We start from the raw sequence: 14,826 nt of genomic DNA on the forward strand, positions 1-14,826 counted from the left end.
CACACAGCGCCGTCTCTTCACAGATCGCCAGCAGACTGCCAGGCGCCAACAAAAACATCGGGGGAGCTTCCATGCTTCAGGTTGCCAATCGAAAACTCGCGTCGCTCAGCGACGTGCTCTTCACCGGGCTGGGCCGCGCGCTCGGCTTCTTGCGTCCGCTCGCGCGCGGGCTCATCGGTTCCTGGCGGCCACCGGGCTGGCTGCGCATCGTGGGCGCCTTTCTTCTTTTCGGGCTTCAGTGGCTGCAGCAGCGGCTGGCCTGGTTGGTGTTGCTCGCATTTCTGGTGTTGGCGGGCTGGTTCGCCAGCCCGCATGTACTGAAGTGGTGGCATGGCCTCACGCCCGATCGCGTCGAGCCCATCGTGGCCACCGCGCAGATCGTGCCGCCGCCGCGCACGCAGATCGAAAACGACAAGGGACCGAACCCGCTCGTCATCAACTTCTCGGCCTCGGTGGCGCCGATTGCGCGCGTCGGCCAGGAGGCGGCCGGCGTCGCTATCGAGCCCGCCATCGCCGGCCGCTGGACGTGGAGCAGCCCCAAGAAGCTGGAGTTTCTGCCCGCGCAGGATTGGCCGGTGGGCCAACCGTACAAGGTGCAGCTCGCGCACAGCGCACTGGCACCGCACATCGAAATGGCGCTGCGCAAATACGAGTTCACCTCGCCCGAGTTCAGCGCCCGCATCGCGGGTGCCGAGTTCTATCAGGACCCGGTGCAGGCCAACGTGCGTCGCGCGCTCTTCCGCGTGAGTTTCTCGCATCCCGTGAACACCGTCGAGTTCGAGAAGCGCTTGGTGCTGACCTATGACCAGGCCTGCGGCACGTCGATCTTCGGCGTGGGCAAGTGCGCGAGCGAGAAGTTCACCGTCAGCTATGACAAGCTGCGCCTCACCGCCACCCTGCAGTCCGAGCCGCTGCCCATCCCCGAGAAGACGCGCCCCGTGGTGCTCAGCCTCACGTCCGGCGCGGTGGCGCAAAAGGGCGGTCCGGCCCAGCGGAACGACGTGTCGCGCGCGGTCGACATTCCCGGCCTCTTCAGCCTCGACATCGCCAGCGTCGACCCCACCATCGTCACCGGCGAAAACGGCGAGCCGGAGCATGTGATGCACATCACCGCCTCGATGCCGGTGCACGAGCGCGAGATGGCGCGCGTGGTCCAGGCCTGGTTGCTGCCAGCCACCGAGGAAGCCAAGGGCGATCCGGAAGACAAGTTCGACTGGTCCGCCGAGCCCGCGAAGATCACCGACGCGGTGCTGCGCCGCGCGAAGAAGCTCAACCTGCAGCCCATCGCTAGCGAGCGCGAAGTGACCGAGATGGTCAGCTTCCGCATGCCCCAGGCCGAAGGCGGCCGCTACCTGCTGGTCCGCGTGGCCAAGGGCCTGAAGACGCCCGGCGGCTACCAGCTCGGTGCGGCGCGGCAGGACGTGCAGCTGCTCAAGACCTTTGCGCCCGAGCTCACCATCATGAGCCAGGGCTCGCTGCTCGCCCTCTCGGGCGAGCGCAAGCTGCCGATCCTGGTGCGCGACCTGCCGGGCATTCGCCTGGAAATCGGCCGCCTGCTGCCGCAGCAGCTGCAGCACCTGGTCACCCAGAGCAACGGCGACTTCGCGCATCCGCAATTCAACGGCAGCCTGCAGCCGGACAACCTCGTCGACCGCTTCCAGAAGGAAATTCCGCTCAGCATTCCCGCCGGCAAGGCGCACTACGAAACCGTCGACTTCGCCGAGTACCTGCGCAGCGACGTGGCGGACCGCCGCGGCGTGTTCCTGCTCAAGGTGCAGGGCTACGATCCCAAGGCCAAGAAGAAAGCCGAGGGCGATGCGGCACAGGCCGAGCCGGAAGAGGTGCAGGAGGAACAGGCGTCCGAGGGCGAAGGCGACCCCGAAAGCGGCAACCCCGAAGACCAGAAGGACCAGCGCCTGGTGCTCGTCACCGACCTTGGCATCGTCGCCAAGAAGTCGCTCGACGGCACGCGCGACGTGTTCGTGCAGAGCATTGCCAACGGCCAGCCTGTGGCCGGTGCGCTGGTCGAGGTGTGGGGCCGCAACGGCATGATCATCGCCTCGCAGGCCACGGACGCGACCGGTGCCGCCAAGCTGCCGAACCTCGCCGGCTATCAGCGCGAGAAGGCGCCCGTGGTGCTGGTGGTGCGCAAGGACGGCGACCTGAGCTTCCTGCCCTTCAACCGCAGCGACCGCACGCTCGACATCTCTCGTTTCGATGTCGGCGGCCTGCGAGCGGCCGGCGTGCCGAACCAGATGACGGCCTATGTGTTCAGCGACCGGGGCATCTACCGCCCGGGCGACACCATGCACATCGCGATGATGGTCAAGGCCGGCAACTGGGGCACGTCGCTGCGCGACCTGCCGCTCGAAGCCGAGGTCATCGACGCGCGCGGCCTCGGCGTGCGCCGCGAGAAGCTCAAGCTCGGCCCCGGCGGCGCGGCGGAAATCGCCCACGCTACGCAGGACACCTCGCCCACCGGCAATTACACCGTCAACCTCTACCTGCCGCGCGAATCGTCGCCCGGCAACCCCGAGGTGGAAGGCCTGCTCATCGGCAGCACCACCGTGAAGGTGCAGGAGTTCCTGCCCGACCGCACCAAGGTCGTCGCCAAGCTCAGCAACGAAGCGGCCGAGGGTTGGGTCAAGCCCAAGGACCTGAAGGCGCTGATCGATGTGCAGAACCTCTTCGGCACGCCGGCGCCCGACCGCAAGGTGGAAGGCACGCTCACGCTGAGCCCGGCCTTCCCGGTGTTCCGCGCGTTCGCCGACTACGCCTTCTTCGATCCGCAGCGCGCCACCGAAAAGCAGTCCGACGACCTGGGCAGCGTGCAGACCAGCGCCGACGGCAAGGCCGAGTTCGACCTGCGGCTGTCGCGCTTCGATGCCGCGACGTATCAGGTGCACGTGCTCGCCAAGGCTTTCGAGCCCGAGGGCGGCCGCAGCGTCTCGGCCGAGGCGCAGACGCTGGTGAGCGACATCCCTTACCTCGTGGGCGTGAAGGTCGACGGCGACACCAGCTACGTGAGCAAGGGCGCCGCGCGCAACGCCACCGTGATCGCGATCGACCCGCAGGCAAAGAAGACGGCCGTGGCCGACCTGAAGATCGAGCGTGTGGAGCGCAAGGTGCTGTCGGTGCTCGTCAAGCAGGACAACGGCCTCTACCGCTACGAGTCGCGCAAGAAGGACATCGTGATCGACGAGAAGCCGATGGCCATCGCCGCGGCCGGCAACACCATGGCGCTCAACACCGCCGCGCCGGGCAACTTCGCGTACGTGGTGCGCAATGCCGGCGGACTGGAGCTCAACCGCATCGAGTACAGCGTGGCGGGCAACGCGAACGTCTCGCGCTCGCTCGACCGCAATGCCGAGCTGCAACTCACGCTGAACCGCAAGGACTACGAGCCGGGCCAGGAGATCGAAGTCAGCATCCGCGCGCCGTACGTCGGCGCCGGCCTGATCACCATCGAGCGCGACAAGGTCTACGCGCATGCCTGGTTCAAGACCGACAAGACCGCCTCGGTGCAGAAGATCACGCTGCCCAAGGACTTCGAGGGCACCGGCTACATCAACGTGCACTTCGTGCGCGACCCGGCTTCGGACGAGGTCTACATGAGCCCGCTGTCGTATGGTGTCATCCCCTTCGCTACCAGCCTCGCGAAGCGCACTGCCAACCTGCAGCTCACCAGCAGCGAACTCGTGAAGCCCGGCCAGACCGTGAAGATGAAGCTCACCAGCGACAAGCCCACGCGCGCCGTGCTGTTCGCGGTGGACGAAGGCATCCTGCAGGTGGCGCGCTACAAGACGCCCGACCCGCTCAAGCACTTCTTCCAGAAGCGCGCGCTCGAAGTCGGCACCTTGCAGACGCTCGACCTGATCCTGCCCGAGTTCAAGAAGCTCATGCAGGGCGCCGCTCCCGGCGGCGACGGCGAAGGCGAGCTCGGCAAGCACCTGAACCCGTTCAAGCGCAAGCGCGACAAGCCGGTGGCCTATTGGTCGGGGCTGGTCGACGTGAACGGCAGCCGCGAGTTCAGCTACACCGTGCCCGAGAGCTTCAACGGCAGCCTGCGCGTGATGGCCGTCGCGGTGAACGATGAGACCACCGCCGCCAAGAGCACCCGCACCGTGGTGCGCGGCGACATGGTGATCCTGCCGAACGCGCCGCTCGCAATGGCGCCTGGCGACACGGTCGAAGTCGGTGTAGGCCTCGCGAACAACATCGCGGGCTCGGGCAAGGAAGCGCCCATTGCGCTCACGCTCACTGCCTCGGGCGGGCTCGAAGTGGTGGGCGACGCCACGCAGACCCTCAAGGTCAACGAACGCGGCGAAGCGAGCACCAAGTTCAACGTGCGCGCCAAGCCGGGCGAGCAGGCGGTGCTGGGTTCTTCCGCGCTGGTGTTCACCTCGACGCACAAGGCCTTCACCGCACGCCTCTCCACCGAGGTGAGCGTGCGGCCCGCATCGCCGTTCGTCACGCTGGTGCAAGCCGGCAGCTTCCAGCGCGCAGGTGAATTGAACAGCAAGGCCGACCTGTACCCGAACTTTCGCAAGAGCGAGGTGGCGGTGTCGGCTGCGCCGTGGGCCTTTGCGACCGGCCTCATGCAGTACCTGGAGGTGTACCCGCACGGTTGCACCGAGCAGATCACGAGCCAGACCTTCCCGGCCGTGCTGCTGTCGGGCCGGCCCGAGCTGGTGAAGGAAATGGCGCGCGGCCGCACCGCCGAGCAAGGCCCAATGCCCGATGCGCGCAAGACCTTCGAGCGCTACCTCGTGCAACTGCGCGCACGGCAGACGGCCGAGGGCGGTTTCGCGTTGTGGCCCGGCGCGGGCGCCGATGCCTTCGCCACGCTCTACGCGGTGCACCTGCTGGTCGAAGCCAAGGACCACAAGCTGCCCGTGCCGCAAGACCTGCTGCAGAAGGCCAACACCTACCTGCAGGGCTGGCTCGGCAGCGGCGACACCTCACTGGACGGCTGGCGCCAGCGCACGCAGGCCGCCTACCTGCTGACGCGCCAGGGCATCATCGCGCCGGCCGCACTGGCCAACCTGCGCGAAGCCTGGCGCACCCAGCAGACACGGCAGACCCAAGGCTGGAGCGATGACCTCGGCGCCGTGTACCTCGCCGCGAGCTATCAGCTCGTGAAGCAGGAGCAGGTGGCCAACGAGCTGCTCAATCCCGTGTGGTCGGACCTGCTTTCGCGTACCGAGAAAAAACAGCGCCGCAACGTGTGGGGCCCGTACTACGACCCGCTGGTGCACGACAGCATGACGCTGCACCTGGTGGGCCGCCACTTCCCGTCGCGCCTGAAGACGCTGAAGCCGGCCGTGTGGGAAGGCATGGGCGCGATGGTGCGCGACGGCTGGTACAACAGCCTGTCGTCGGCCTCGATGCTGCTCGCGGTCGATGCCTACTTCGAAGCGGTGGCGCAGAACGCAGAGGGCAAGCTCACGGCGCAGACGGTCAATGCGCAAGGCCAGGCCGCGGCGCTCGCACTGGGTGCAGTCAACCCGATCACGCGTGCCGCCGTGCCGAGCGGCACCGCCAAGCTGAAGTTGTCGAACGACAGCGACTTCAACCTCTACTACAGCTGGGCCGAACAGGGCTTCGAGCGCAACGTGCCCGCCACGCCGGTGAACCAGGGCCTCGAGATCTTCCATGAAGTGCTTGATGCGAAGGGCAACCCCATCACCAAGGCCAAGCTCGGCGAAGAGGTCACGGTGCGGGTCCGTGTGCGCAGCCTGGAGCGCGCGCAGCTCAACGACGTGGCGCTGGTCGACCTGTTGCCCGGCGGGCTGGAGCCGGTGCTGCAGGCCGTGGGCGATGATGAAGAAGCCAGCGCCGATGCGCCGATCTGGAAGAAGCGGTTGGGCGCCGACGGCTCATGGAAGATGCAGTACGCCGACATCCGCGAAGACCGCGTGGTGTTCTACGGTGCCGTCAGCAAGGACCTGCTCGAAGTGACCTACAAGGCGCGCGCCACCAACGTGGGCGACTTCGTGGTGCCCGCGGCATACGGCGAAGCGATGTACGACCGGCGCGTGTATTCACGCTCGGCAGGTGCGCGCTTCCAGGTGGTGGCGAATTGACCATGGCGAGCCCCGCCTTGCCCCCTCTTCTCTTGTCCCCTCTCCCTCTGGGAGAGGGTTAGGGTGAGGGTTCGGCGCCACCATGACCACGCAGCTTGACCCGTCGCCGCTGCCCTCACCCCAGCCCTCTCCCGGAGGGAGAGGGAGTAACACAGGGAGAGGGCGCAAGACGCTGATCGTCTTAGCTGTCGCGGCCCTGATCTTGGCCCTGCTGCGCCTCTGGCCCCACGCCCCGCTCAGCGAAACCGTCGGCAGCTCGCGTGCCGTGTACGCGCAAGGCGGCGAGCTGCTGCGGCTCACGCTCGCGGGGGACGAGCAGTACCGGCTCTGGGTGCCGCTCGACCGCATCTCGCCCAAGCTGGTCGATGCCGTGCTGCTCTACGAAGACCGCCGCTTCCACGCGCACCCTGGCGTCAACCCCGCCGCGCTGGTACGCAGCGCATGGCGTATCGCGAGCGGCGAACGCAGGCAAGGCGGCTCGACACTCACGATGCAGCTCGCGCGCCGCGTCTACGGCATCGACAGCCGCACGGCCATGGGCAAGGTCGCGCAGATCGGCGCCGCCTTCTGGCTCGAAGCGCGCTTCGGCAAACGCGAAATTCTTGAGGCGTATCTCAACACCGCGCCCTACGGCGGCAACATCGAAGGCGTGCAGGCCGCGAGCCTCATCTACTTCCGCAAGGACGCCGCCAAGCTCAGCCTGCCCGAAGCGCTGACGCTGGCCGTGATTCCGCAGAACCCCGTCAAGCGCATTGCGGAACGCGGCCGCAACACCGAGCTGCAAGAGGCGCGCGAACGGCTCTGGGCACTGTGGGCCGAGCGTGACCCCACCGCAAAGCAGCACGCGCCCGACGCGCAGCTCGCGCTCTCGGCGCAGTCGCGCGGCAGCCTGCCTTTTCTCGCGCCGCACGCCACCGACATGCTGCTCGCGCAGGAGCGCGGCGTGCAGGAAATCCGCACAACCCTTGATCTGCGCATGCAGGCCACGCTCGAACGCGTGATGGGCCAGTACCTGCGCACGCATGCCGACGTCGGCATGACCAACGCGAGCGCACTGCTGCTCGACGCCTCGACCATGCAGGTGCGCGCGCTGATCGGCTCGGCCGATTGGCGCAACGACGCCATCGCGGGCCAGGTCAACGGCGCGCAAGCCAAGCGCTCGCCGGGCTCCACGCTCAAGCCCTTCATCTATGCGCTTGCGCTCGACCAGGGCCTTCTGCATCCGAAGACCATGCTCAAGGACGCGCCGACTTCCTTCGGCCCTTACACGCCCGAGAACTTCGACCACCGCTTCGCCGGCCCGCTGCCCGCGCAGGAGGCGTTGATCCGCAGCCGCAACATCCCGGCGGTGGCCGTGGCCGCGAAGCTCTCGAAGCCGGGGCTCTACGACTTCATGCGGCTTGCGGGCGTGCAGAAGCTGCAGAGCGAATCGCACTATGGCCTTGCGCTGGTGCTCGGCGGCGGCGAGGTCACGCCCGAGGAGCTCGCGGGGCTCTACGCCACGCTGGCCAATGGCGGCATCGCGCAGCCGCTGCGCTACACGCAGGCCGCAACCGATGAGCGGGCCGTCCAGCCGCTGCGCCTGTTGAGCGAAGAGGCCTCGTTCATCACGCTCGACATGCTGCGCCAGACGCCGCGCCCCGACACCACGCTGCCCGCGCGCCCCGCCATCGCGTGGAAGACGGGCACGTCGTGGGGCTTCCGAGATGCATGGACCGCGGGCGTGTTCGGCCGCCATGTGCTCGTGGTGTGGGTCGGCAATTTCGACGGCACCAGCAACCCGGCGCTCGTGGGTGTCGATGCGGCCGCGCCGCTGTTCCTGCGCATGGTCGATGCGCTGCGCGCCGAGCGGCTGGACCCCGGCGAAATCGCGACGCGGCAACCGCCCGACCTGCGCCAGGTAGAGGTGTGCACCGCGACGGGCGGCTTGCCGGACGCGCTCTGCCCGGTGCGCACCACGGCCTGGTTCATCGCGGGCAAGTCGCCGATCCAGGTCAGCAGCCTGCATCGCGCGGTGTGGGTCGACGAGACGACCGGCCAGGTGGTGTGCGGTCCGCAGCCGAATGCGCGGCAGCAGGTGGTCGAGCAATGGGGCAGCGACATGCGCCGGCTGTTCCGCCAGGCCGGGCTGCCGCGCGCGAGCCTGCCGGCCGATGGCTGCGAGAAGGGCAACGCGTCTTCGGAGACGGCGCCGCTCATCACCTCGCCGTTGCGCGGCGTGCGGCATACGCTGCGGGTGAAGAAGCCCGAGCCGCTGGTGCTGCGTGCCGAGGCGGCGGCGGGCACGCAGACGATCTACTGGTTCGCGGACGATGCCTTGATCGGCCGCGCCGCGCCCGGCGAGGGCATCACCTGGATGCCCGACATGGCCGACTCCGGCCGGCGCTACGTGCTGCGCGCCGTCGACGACCAGGGCCGTGCCGAGTCGCGCGAGGTCACGGTGGACATCGCACCTTGAGTTGAATAGCGGATGTCATGGCGGCGTCACGAGGGATCGGCATGGTCTCGCGTTTCGACTGAAACCTTTTCTCGCTCATGACGCGCCTCGCCTCTCTTTCCATCATCGCCCTTGCCGCCGTACTCGCCTGCGGCAGCGCATCCGCACAGACCGCCTTCCCCGCCACGCTCGCCGGCCATGCCGTGCTGCCCGCGCGGAGCTTCGTGGCCGCGCCCAAGAATGCGCCGGCCGACCTGCAGGCGAGCGGCAAGTTCACCTCGGGCCAGCGCGTCGAGGCGCTCGGCACGGTCGAAGGCCTCTCGGGCGGCCGCGGCACCGGCGTCTCGGTGCCGTTCAAGGGCCAGCCGTTGCAGGGCCACTCGGGCATCAAGAAGATGGACGACGGTTCGTTCTGGATCCTCACCGACAACGGGGCGGGCGCCAAGGCCAATTCGCCCGACTTCATGCTGTACCTGAACCACTACAAGGTGGACTTCAAGAGCGGCGAGTTCCGTCGCCTCGGCACCGTCTTCCTGCACGACCCCGACAAGAAGGTGCCGTTCCGCATCGTTCACGAAGGCACCAAGCAGCGCTACCTGACAGGGTCCGACTTCGATCCCGAGAGCTTCCAGTTCGCGGGCGGCGCGCTCTGGATCGGCGAGGAGTTCGGCCCCTTCCTGATCAAGGCTGATCTCAAGGGCAAGGTGCTCGCGGTGTTCGACACGCACGTCGACGGCAAGGCCGTGCGTTCGCCAGACCATCCGACCGTGACCACGCCGGGCGCACCGGGCGGCGCGGTCGACTTTCAGGTCAAGCGCTCGAAGGGTTTCGAAGGCATGGCGTCGTCGAAGGACGGCAGCAAGCTCTACGCGCTGCTCGAAGGCCCGGTGTGGAACGCCGAGACCAAGGACTACGAAAAGCTCGACGGAAAGGAAGCGCTGCGCGTGCTGGAGTTCGACGTGGCTTCGGAAAAGTGGACCGGCCGCCACTGGAAGTACGTGCTCGAAGCGAACGGCAACGCGATCGGCGACTTCAACATGATCGATGGCACCACGGGTTTGATCATCGAGCGCGACAACGGCGAAGGCACGAGCGACAAGGCCTGCCCCGAAGGCCAGAAGCGCACCGACTGCTTCCACGACATCGCAAAGTTCAAGCGCGTCTACAAGGTCGAGCTGAACGATGCCAACGTGGGCGGTGCGGTGCGCAAGGTCGGCTACATCGACCTGCTGAACATCGCCGATCCGCACAAGCTTGCACGCAAGCCGCTGAACGACGGTGTGCTCAAGTTCCCGTTCTTCACCATCGAGAACGTCGACGTGGTCGATGCCACGCACATCGTGGTCGGCAATGACAACAACCTGCCGTTCTCGAGCAGCCGCGAACCGAACAAGGTGGACGACAACGAACTCGTGCTGCTCGAAGCCGGCGCGCTGCTGCAGGCCAAGTAAGGCTAGCCGGGCTAGGCCCCGCCGGACTCCGGCCAGCGGTGCCGCGTGCCGCCGGAGCGCCGGTCGGCCTTCTCGGCCACCAGCCCCTGCGCACTCAGCGCGTTGCCGCGTTGTTCGAGGTGCCGCAGGCATTGCAGAAAGATATCGAGATGCGCGGGCTCGATGCCTTCGAGCAGATCGGTGTTGAGCCCCGCGATCCGCGGAAACACGCGGTCGAAAAGCTGCTGGCCCGAGGGACTCAGCCGCACATGCACTTCGCGCCGGTCGTCGGCGTCCTGCCGGCGCGCCACCAGCTTTTTCTCGACCAGCCCACGCAGGCCGCGCGAGGTGCGCACGCGGTCGAGGTGCAGCTGCGCGGCCAGCGCGGAGGACCTCATCTCGCCCTGCTGCGCCAGCGTGGCGATCATTCCCCATTCGCGGCGCGTGATGCCGAAACCGCCTTCGACCAGCCGCGTCGCCATGCCGCTGCTGGGGCGCACCGCGCGCGAGAGCCGATACAGGAGCAGATCGTCCAGGGTGCGGGGTGCGCGCAGCGCGCCTGCGTCGGGGAAAGCGTGTGGACCTTGCGTGCCTTGCATACGGATCGGATCGGCGAAAGAGAGGGGAAACAGTGTGGTCCGCGCGCCTCGGCGGGCAAGTGATGGATTAGATCAACTGATTGCTGCATGCGTATAACTCGGTAACAAATTACACGAGATGAAACGAGCGCGGCCCGCGAATTGTCGCCGTACGGCCCCCGGCGTGCTCGTTCACCGCAACTGCAAGGAGGAAATCCGATGGCCGCATTCTTTTCCCGGCGAAAGCTCAGCGCATGGTGTCTGGCGCTTGCCGCATCTGCCGCTCCCATGGCGCAGGCCCAGGCGCCCGCCTTGGACGCACCGCTCACGCTCGTGGTCGGCTACACCGCCGGCGGCAGCACCGACCGCCTCGCGCGCCTGGTGGCCGAGCGGCTGGGTCCGAAGCTCGGCGTGGCGGTCACCGTCGAGAACCGCCCCGGCGAGGGCGGCCGTCTCGCGGCCAGGGAGATCAAGCGCGCGCCCGCGGCGCAGAACGTGCTGATGCTCGGCAACCCCGCCGTGATGGTGGTGGCGCCGCTCGTGTTCAAGGATGCAGGCTACGATCCCGACAAGGACTTCGTGCCGGTTTCGCAGGTCAGCAGCTACGACTTCGCGCTGGCCGTGGGCAACAAGCTGCAGCTCGACCGCGCCATGTTTCTCGTGGGCCGGCTCTGGGCTCACCCGGAAGAGGCGGTCTTCGGCGTGCCGGCCACCGGCAGCCTGCCGCACTTCTTCGGCCTGATGGTGGGCGATGCGCTGAGCGTGCAGCCGCAGATCAAGGGCTATGGCGGATCGGCGCCGCTGTCGGCCGACCTGAGCGGCGGCACCCTGCCGATCGCGATCGACACGCTCGATTCGCTCTACGGCCAGCACGTGGCCGGCAAGATCCGCATCCTCGCCGTATCGGGCAAGAAGCGCGTGAGCTTCGCGCCGGCCATTCCGACTTTCCGCGAGGCCGGCATGAAGATCGATGCCGACGGCTGGAACGCCTTCTTCGCTCCCGCCTCGATGCCGCCGGCCAAGGTGCAGCAGCTGGCCGCGGCCATCCGCGACGTCATGCAGGACCCGGCGCTGCAGAAAGCCGCCAATGCGGCCTACATCACGCCCGTCGTCAGCACGCAGGCCGAAACGGTGCAGATGCTCAAGGCCTTCCGCCAGCAGTGGGAACCGGTGGTGCGCCGCTCTGGCTTCCAGCCCTGAGCCTCTGTTCGGCGGTGTTGCGCTCTGAAGCCTGTCTTCATAATTGCGCATGTCGCCCGAACTGCTTCCCGCCATTGCCGCCTTCGCACGCGTTGCGCACCACGCCAGCTTCACGCGGGCGGCGGAAGAACTGGGCGTATCCCCTTCGGCACTGTCGCAGACCATGCGCACGCTCGAGCGGCGGCTGGGCGTGCGCCTGCTCGACCGCACCACGCGGCGCGTCGGCGTCACCGAGCTGGGCCAGCAACTGCTGAAGGGCGCGCAGCCGGCACTGGCCGCACTCGCGCAGGCAGTCGAAGGCATCGACGAAGCGCGCGACAAGCCGGCCGGCCTGCTGCGCCTGAATGTCTCGCGAACGTCCGCCGAGCTTCTGCTTTTTCCGCACATGGGCGACTTCGCCGCAGCCTACCCCGGCATCACGCTCGAACTCGTCTGCGACAACCGCTTGGTCGAACTGGTGGAAGGCGGCTTCGATGCCGGCATCCGCCTGGGCGAAAGCCTCGCGCAGGACGTGATCGCGGTGCCGATCGGCGGACCGTTGCGCATGGTCACCTGTGCGGCGCCGCGCTACCTCGCCGGCCGCAAGCTGCCGCAAACCCCCGACGACTTGCGCGAGCACCAGTGCCTGAACTACCGCCTGACCACGGGCGGCCTCTATCGCTGGGAATACGCGCAGGACGGCCGCGTGCTCGACATCGAAGTGGCCGGACCGCTGATCAGCAACGACGGCGAGGTCCTGCTGGCCGCGGCACGTGACGGGGCCGGCATTGCAACGACCTTCGAAGGTTCGGTGCGCGCCGACCTTGAAAGCGGCCGGCTGGTGCCGCTGCTCCAGCCCTGGTGGCCGACGTTTCCGGGCTTCTACCTCTACCACCCGAGCTCTGCGCAAATACCGCGCAAGCTGCGGGTGTTCATCGACTTCCTTCAGGCGCGGCATGCACCGCCGCCGGTGTCCCAGCGGGCGGTCAAGCTCGCATCACTGCCTCGATCTCGTCGGCCTTCACCGGCACGCCGCGCGAAATGAGTTCGCAGCCCGTGGCGGTGACGATGGCGTCGTCCTCGATGCGGATGCCGATGTTGTGGAACTGCTCGGGCACGCCCTCGGCGGGCCGCACGTAAAGGCCGGGCTCCAGCGTCAGCACCATGCCGGGATGCAGGATGCGGCTCGGCCGGTTCTTGATGACTTCGTTCGAGAGCGGATCCTTGCGCTCGCTCACCTCGCCGACCTGCGTGGGCTCGACATAGCTGCCGCAGTCGTGCACGTCCATGCCGAGCCAGTGGCCGGTGCGATGCATGTAGAACTGGAAGTAGGCACGAGAGTCGATCACGTCGCCGACGCTGCCCACCTTGTTGGCGTCGAGCAGGCCGAGGTCGAGCATGCCTTGCGCCAGCACCTTCACCGCGGCGTCGTGCGGGTCGGTGAAACGGTTGCCGGCCTTGGTGGCCGCGGCCGACGCGTCCTGGCTCGCGAGCACCAGGTCGTACAGCGCGCGCTGCGGCCCGCTGAACTTGCCGTCGGCGGGAAAGGTGCGCGTGATGTCGCTGGCGTAGCTGTCGAGCTCGCACCCCGCATCGATCAGCACCAGCTCGCCCTTGCGCACGGGTGCCGCGTCGGCGCGGTAGTGCAGCACGCAGGCATTGGCACCCGCCGCGACGATGGAGCCGTAGGCCGGGTACTGCGAGCCGTTCAGGCGGAATTCGTGCAGCAGCTCGGCGTCGAGGTGGTATTCGCGCACGTCCTTGCCCTCGCGCAGCATGCGCGCCGAGAGCTGCATCGCGCGGATGTGCGCGCGCGCGCTGATCTGCGCGGCGCGCCGCATGATGTCCTGTTCGTGCGCGTCCTTGACGAGGCGCATCTCATCGAGCGGGCCGCACAGGTCGCGCTGCTCCTCGGGACACAGCGCGCCGTAGCGCACGCGCGCGCGCACCGATTGCAGCCAACCGTCGATGCGGGTTTCGAGGCCCTTGTGAATCGCGAACGGAAACCACACGGTCGACCGGTTCTCGAGCAGCTTCGGCAGCCTGGCGTCGAGATCGTTGACCGAGAAGGCCTCGTTCACGCCAAGCGCCTCGGGCGCCGCGTCGGGGCCCAGGCGATAGCCGTCCCAGATCTCGCGCTCCAGGTCCTTGGGTGCGCAGAACAGCGTGCTCCGGCCGTCGCCCGCGAGCACCAGCCAGGCGTTGGGCTCGGTGAAGCCGGTCAGGTAATAGAAGTAGCTGTCGTGCCGGTACAGGAAGTCGCTGTCCCGGTTGCGCTGCCGCTCGGGCGCGGTGGGGATGATGGCGATGCCGTCCTTGCCCAGTTGCGAAGCAAGGCGCGCGCGGCGCTCGGCGTAGATCGTGGTGGTGTCTGCTGAGGTCATCTTGGCGTGTTCAGTTGGGCAAGCCGTTCGGGGGTTCCCACATCGGTCCAGGGTCCGGTGTAGAGCTCGGCGCTCACGAGTTCATTGTCCATCGCCGCACGCAGGATGGGTGCCAACGGGGCTTTGGCGCCCGCCGAATTGCCCGCGGGAATGCCGCAGTAAGGCGGTGCAAAGAGAGCGGCGCGGTAGAGGCCGATGGTCGAGAAGGTGTACTTCTCGGCGGCCTGGTTCAGCGCGAGCCCCTCGGCGGACAGGCCGAAATCGCCCTTCAGGTTGTGCGCCGGGTTCGGCACCAGCCACAGGTGGGCCAGCTTGCCGCTGGCCGCGAAGCGGTTCACCGAGGCCTGCGTGAAGGCGAAATCGGGTGCGAACACGTCGCCGGCCGCAACCCAGAAAACCTCGCCCAACCGGGGCAGCGCGCGCACGATGCCGCCCGCCGTTTCGAGCGCGCCGCCGAAGTCGCGGCCCTCGTCGGAGTATGAAATTGAGAGCGCGCCATGGCCATCCAGCAAGGGCTTTGCACCGAACCGGTCCGAAATCTGCTCGCCCAGCCAGTCCGTATTGACCACCAGTTCGGTGAAGCCGCCGGCAGCCAGCGCCTCCATGGGCCATTGCATCAGCGGCTTGCCGTGGACCTCGAGCAGCGGCTTCGGGACGGTGTCGGTCAGCGGCCGCATGCGCTCGCCGCGGCCTGCCGCAAGGATCATCGCCCGCGCGGAAACCGGGGTGCTG

Annotated in this window: 8 protein-coding genes; 5 read left to right on the forward strand and 3 right to left on the reverse strand. The window is 67.8% G+C overall.

What is annotated here, in order from left to right:
* Window positions 1-71 precede the first annotated feature (71 nt).
* The 3 genes from QFZ42_RS25785 to QFZ42_RS25795 all read left to right on the forward strand — a co-directional run bounded on the left by QFZ42_RS25785 (window position 72) and on the right by QFZ42_RS25795 (window position 9,974).
* Window positions 72-6,086: an alpha-2-macroglobulin gene (locus tag QFZ42_RS25785; RefSeq protein WP_307703702.1), complete on the forward strand. Its 6,015-nt coding sequence runs from the start codon at window positions 72-74 to the stop codon at window positions 6,084-6,086.
* Window positions 6,087-6,168: 82 nt separating this feature from the next.
* The gene (gene pbpC / locus QFZ42_RS25790) at window positions 6,169-8,544 is read left to right on the forward strand and encodes a penicillin-binding protein 1C (RefSeq protein WP_307703703.1); all 2,376 of its coding nucleotides are present in this window, start codon (window positions 6,169-6,171) and stop codon (window positions 8,542-8,544) included.
* Window positions 8,545-8,621: 77 nt separating this feature from the next.
* Window positions 8,622-9,974, forward strand: coding sequence for an esterase-like activity of phytase family protein (locus QFZ42_RS25795; protein ID WP_307703704.1), 1,353 nt, complete (start codon window positions 8,622-8,624; stop codon window positions 9,972-9,974).
* 11 nt (window positions 9,975-9,985) lie between these two features.
* Here the strand turns inward: QFZ42_RS25795 and QFZ42_RS25800 are convergent, their stop codons facing one another.
* Entirely contained in the window at window positions 9,986-10,552 is a 567-nt protein-coding gene (locus QFZ42_RS25800; protein WP_307703705.1) for a MarR family winged helix-turn-helix transcriptional regulator, read from the reverse strand.
* A gap of 198 nt (window positions 10,553-10,750) precedes the next feature.
* On the opposite strand from QFZ42_RS25800, the gene QFZ42_RS25805 reads away from it, so the two are divergent.
* On the forward strand, window positions 10,751-11,731 hold the full coding sequence (locus QFZ42_RS25805) for a tripartite tricarboxylate transporter substrate-binding protein (protein ID WP_307703706.1): 981 nt from the start codon (window positions 10,751-10,753) through the stop codon (window positions 11,729-11,731).
* Between the two features lie 49 nt (window positions 11,732-11,780).
* Window positions 11,781-12,755 (forward strand): LysR family transcriptional regulator, encoded by a 975-nt coding sequence (locus tag QFZ42_RS25810; protein ID WP_307703707.1) that lies wholly within the window; start codon window positions 11,781-11,783, stop codon window positions 12,753-12,755.
* Here the strand turns inward: QFZ42_RS25810 and QFZ42_RS25815 are convergent.
* Window positions 12,697-14,094, reverse strand: a complete 1,398-nt coding sequence (locus QFZ42_RS25815; RefSeq protein WP_307703708.1) for an aminopeptidase P N-terminal domain-containing protein — start codon at window positions 14,092-14,094, stop codon at window positions 12,697-12,699. The genes QFZ42_RS25810 and QFZ42_RS25815 overlap by 59 nt on opposite strands.
* Entirely contained in the window at window positions 14,091-14,801 is a 711-nt protein-coding gene (locus tag QFZ42_RS25820) for a nucleotidyltransferase family protein (protein ID WP_307704304.1), read from the reverse strand. The genes QFZ42_RS25815 and QFZ42_RS25820 overlap by 4 nt, the downstream gene beginning before the upstream one ends.
* Window positions 14,802-14,826: the final 25 nt, after the last annotated feature.

Source organism: Variovorax paradoxus, assembly GCF_030815855.1.
Classification (GTDB): domain Bacteria; phylum Pseudomonadota; class Gammaproteobacteria; order Burkholderiales; family Burkholderiaceae_C; genus Variovorax; species Variovorax paradoxus_M.